Below are 4,729 nucleotides of genomic sequence, written 5' to 3' on the forward strand. Positions count from 1 at the left end.
AATTAACGGATAACAATTAAATGTTCGTGTTTATTATCTAATTGAGGAGTTATGGAATTGACTCATTTAATAAACAATAGAACTTTAGCACCCATTCTACGTCTAATACTTAGGCAGAATGGGTGTTTTTTAACAAGAACATCACCAAATGACCGCTTTTTATGATAAAATAAGCAAGGTAAAATAAAATGAGAATGGCGGGGGTTCTAGAAGTGAAGAGTGTGTGGAACAAAGCGTTAGTGCGCTGGTTACTCCTTCCAATTTTGATGGTAAGCATGGTTGTAACACAACCGGTTTCCACAGATGCTGAAGAGAGTCTAAATTTATTAGTTGATAGCGCGATCTTAATAGACGCGGATACAGGGAAGATTTTATATGAACAAAATGCAGATACAGCAGTAGGAATAGCAAGTATGACAAAAATGATGACAGAATACTTGTTATTTGAAGCGATTGAAAATGGACAAATTACATGGGATCAAAAATATTCAATGACTGACTTCACATATAAGATTTCACAAGATCGTCGTTTAAGTAATGTACCACTCCGTCAAGATGGTTCGTATAGCATTGAGGAATTGTATGAAGCAATGGCGATTTACTCTGCTAACGCAGCAACAATGGCTATTGCTGAAACAATTGCAGGTACTGAAACAGAGTTCGTCAAAATGATGAATAAAAAAGCTGAAGAGCTTGGTCTAGTTGATTATAAATTTGTTAATTCGACTGGCTTGAATAACAGTGATTTACAAGGGATGCATCCTCAAGGTACTGGTGAAGATGATGAAAACGTAATGCCTGCTAAATCAGTAGCGAAGCTTGCTTACCATTTGTTGAAAGATTATCCTCAAGTACTTGAAACTACTAGTATTCCTAGTAAAGTGTTTCGTGAAGGAACTTCAGATGCCATAAAAATGGATAACTGGAACTTCATGCTTCCTGGGTTTGTTTATGAATATAAAAATGCTAAAGTAGATGGCTTAAAAACAGGAACAACAAATTTTGCAGGTCATTGCTTTACAGGAACAGCTGAAAAAGATGGATTGCGCGTCATCGCGGTTGTAACAAAAGCGGTTGATTCTAATGGAGTGGGATCGTATAAAGCTCGATTTGATGCGACTAGTGCACTATTTAATTATGGTTTCTCACAATTCTCAAAAGAAGAAATAGTTCCATCAGGATTTGAATTTAAAGATCAAAAACATATTTCTGTGATTAAAGGAAAAGAAGATCAAGTCGGTATTACAGTAAAAGAACCGATAGAAATGGTCATTAAAACTAGTGAAAAAGAGCTATATACACCTAAATTGGTGTTAAATGAGGATAAAGTAATAGAAGGTTCTTTGGAAGCTGAAATTGAGAAGGACGAAGTGATAGGTCATGTAGAACTTGTCAAGTCTGAAGGGACTGATTATGGCTACATCACAGGAAAAACAAAATCATCTGAAGTCGTGACAACTGAAGCTGTTGAACGTGCAAGTTGGTTCTCACTAGGTTTACAAGGAATTGGCCATTTCTTTGGAAAGTTGTGGAATGGTGCAACTGACTTTGTTAGTGGTTTATTTTAAATAAATAAAAACGTGATTTCTTCATCGGAAGAAATCACGTTTTTGTGTCTATAAAATTATGGCCATTTCGATAGGTCATGAAGCATTTCGAAATCAGATTGGGAAGGTAGAAGACCATCAAGCTAGAAGAATTATTACCCTTTTTGGATATTCCATGTATTCATTAAAGCTTTCACACAGACTTCAATTTCCTCTTCTCCAAAACCTCCGAATCCAAGCAACACTTGTGGTTTCAAAGAAAAGTTTTCAGTTATTCGATGATATTCGCTTAGAGCGTAAACTCGAATGTCTGATTGCTTAGCTAGATCAACTAATTGGAGGTCAGTTAATTTAGTATCTATTGTTAGCACAATATGCATCCCTGCCTGTTCACCTGAAATTAAAACGCTGGGCTCATAAGCACTTAATACACGCGTTAATTTTTCAAGTTTCTTCCGGTACAATTTGCGCATTCGGTTTAAGTGCTTAGAAAAATGACCATCTCTCATAAACTGTGAGAGTACATGTTGATCTAATCTTGGTACTGTTGAAGAGTAGTAGGGAAAAGTTTGTTGATATGCATGCAAAAGGTGCATAGGCAATACCAAATAGGCGATACGTAAGGAAGGCATCAAGGATTTAGAAAACGTACTAATATAAATCACTCGCTCACTGTGATCCATTCCTTGGAGAGATGGAATTGGTTTGCCCACATAACGGAACTCACTGTCATAGTCATCTTCGATAATATATCGTCCTTCCTGGTTTGCTGCCCAGTTGAGTAGTTGTACACGTCTAGAAGCAGATAATATTGCACCGGTAGGAAACTGGTGAGATGGTGTAACATAGGCAACTGTAGCTGGTAGGTGTTCTAAGTCAGACACTTTCATTCCATCCTCATCAACGGAGACAGCTAAGGTTTCTCTGTCATTGTTAGCAAAAATATGATGGGTTATAGGATAACCGGGATTTTCAATAGCGTAAATAGCTTCCTTACCGAGTAGACGAATAAGTAGAGGCAATAATTGCTCAGTTCCTGAACCTATTACCACCTGTTGAGGTGTACAACGAACGCCTCTCGACGAGTATAGGTAACTTGCAATTTGTTGTCTTAACTCCAAATCTCCTTGAGGGTGACCGAGCAATAATAAATTACGCGACTTATCATCTAGTAAAGACTTTGCATACTTTCTCCATTGGTTAAAAGGAAAGGCATCAATGTCGATATGACCTGAGTTAAAATCAATACTGAAACTATGTTTGACCGCTTCAATCTGCTCAATTTCTTTACGTTTTTCATCGATATAAGATAGTTCATCGACTTGTTCAGTGTAATATCCACTACGCGCTATTGCCGTGATAAAACCTTCCGCAACCAGTTGGGTATATGCTAATTCAATCGTCGTTTGGCTGATGGCTAATAGTTCTGCTAACTTTCGTTTAGACGGTAATTTAGTGCCAACAGTCAAATTACCATGAATAATTGACTCTTTCATTACTTGATAGAGTTGTTCATAAAGAGGAGTCGAAGAAGATCTATTTATTTCTATTAACCAGATATCCATTTTAAAGCTCCTAACTGACCTTGTTAAATAAATAGATTCTGATACTTTTCATATGGTCATACTTACATTATACTAAAACCATTGATGGAATGGAGGATAAATTTTATGACTCAACAATTCACTGGCACCGATCGCGTAAAAAGAGGAATGGCAGAAATGCAAAAAGGTGGCGTCATCATGGACGTTATCAACGCAGAACAAGCTCGTATTGCTGAAGCGGCAGGAGCTGTAGCGGTAATGGCTTTAGAACGTGTACCATCTGATATTCGTGCAGCTGGTGGCGTAGCACGTATGGCGGACCCACGTATTACAGAAGAAGTTATGAATGCGGTAACGATTCCAGTTATGGCTAAAGCACGTATTGGTCATATTTCTGAAGCTCGCATGTTAGAAGCAATGGGTGTTGACTATATTGATGAATCTGAAGTGTTAACTCCAGCAGATGAAGAGTACCATTTAATTAAAAGTAACTTCACTGTTCCTTTTGTATGTGGGAATAAAGATTTAGGAGAAGCAGCTCGTCGAATCGGTGAAGGAGCTTCCATGCTACGTACGAAAGGTGAACCTGGTACAGGGAATATTGTAGAAGCCGTGCGTCATTTACGTAAATTAAATGCACAGGTTCGTAAAATTATTCACATGAATGAAGATGAGTTAATGACAGAAGCCAAAATCTTAGGTGCTCCTTACCATGTGTTACTTGAGATTAAACATTTAGGTCGACTACCAGTTGTGAACTTTGCTGCAGGTGGGGTAGCAACTCCAGCAGATGCGGCATTAATGATGGAGCTTGGAGCAGATGGGGTATTTGTAGGATCTGGTATCTTTAAATCGGACAACCCGGAAAAATTTGCACGTGCTATCGTTGAAGCAACAACACACTACCAAGACTATAAACTACTTGTTGAAATTTCAAAAGACCTTGGCGTTCCAATGAAGGGTATTGAAATTTCCCGCTTGGAATCAAAAGATCGTATGCAGGATCGAGTATTATAAAATGGTGAAAATAGGCGTATTAGCTCTCCAAGGTGCTGTGAGAGAACATATCAAATCGATTGAAGCGAGTGGAGCACAAGCTATTGCTGTTAAACGTGCAGATGACCTGTTGGAAATTGATGGTCTTATTTTACCTGGTGGTGAGAGCACCACGATGCGTCGTCTAATTGATTTATATGGGATGATGGAGCCTTTACGAACATTTGCTAAAGCGGGAAATCCAATGTTTGGAACTTGTGCAGGACTTATCCTGCTTGCTGATACAATTGTTGGTTCTGATCAACCACATATTGGTGTAATGGATGTCACCGTCGAACGAAACTCATTTGGTCGCCAAGTGGATAGCTTTGAAGCTCAACTCTCTATTAAAGGTGTTGCGGAAAATTTCCCTGCAGTCTTTATACGTGCTCCTCATATCACTGAAGCGGGTTCAAGTATTGATGTTCTATGTGAACATAACGGTCGAATTGTGATGGCGCAACAAGGCCAATTCCTTGGGTGTTCATTTCATCCGGAGTTAACAGATGATCACCGTGTAACAGAGTACTTTGTCAATCTTGTTGAAAACTTTATTAAATAAATTATGTAAGATTAAGGCCTGCCATTGGTGCAGGCCTTTTT

4 protein-coding genes are annotated in these 4,729 nt (G+C 38.4%); 3 read left to right on the forward strand and 1 reads right to left on the reverse strand.

Annotation, left to right across the window (positions count from 1 at the left end):
* Window positions 1–212: 212 nt before the first annotated feature.
* Window positions 213–1,568: a D-alanyl-D-alanine carboxypeptidase family protein gene (locus B371_RS0101425; RefSeq protein WP_019412541.1), complete on the forward strand. Its 1,356-nt coding sequence runs from the start codon at window positions 213–215 to the stop codon at window positions 1,566–1,568.
* A gap of 134 nt (window positions 1,569–1,702) precedes the next feature.
* Here B371_RS0101425 and B371_RS0101430 read toward each other — a convergent pair whose 3' ends face one another.
* Complete coding sequence (locus B371_RS0101430) at window positions 1,703–3,112, reverse strand: PLP-dependent aminotransferase family protein (RefSeq protein ID WP_019412542.1); 1,410 nt, start codon at window positions 3,110–3,112, stop codon at window positions 1,703–1,705.
* A gap of 105 nt (window positions 3,113–3,217) precedes the next feature.
* Here B371_RS0101430 and pdxS point away from each other — a divergent pair, with 105 nt between their 5' ends.
* Together pdxS and pdxT are read left to right on the forward strand one after the other, a co-directional pair.
* Complete coding sequence (pdxS, locus tag B371_RS0101435; protein WP_019412543.1) at window positions 3,218–4,108, forward strand: pyridoxal 5'-phosphate synthase lyase subunit PdxS; 891 nt, start codon at window positions 3,218–3,220, stop codon at window positions 4,106–4,108.
* Between the two features lies 1 nt (window position 4,109).
* A complete protein-coding gene (gene pdxT / locus B371_RS0101440) occupies window positions 4,110–4,688 on the forward strand; it encodes a pyridoxal 5'-phosphate synthase glutaminase subunit PdxT (protein WP_019412544.1) in 579 nt (192 codons plus the stop codon).
* The last annotated feature ends 41 nt before the right edge of the window (window positions 4,689–4,729 follow it).

The organism is Paenisporosarcina sp. TG20 (assembly GCF_000286315.1).
In the GTDB taxonomy this organism is placed as follows: Bacteria; Bacillota; Bacilli; order Bacillales_A; family Planococcaceae; genus Paenisporosarcina.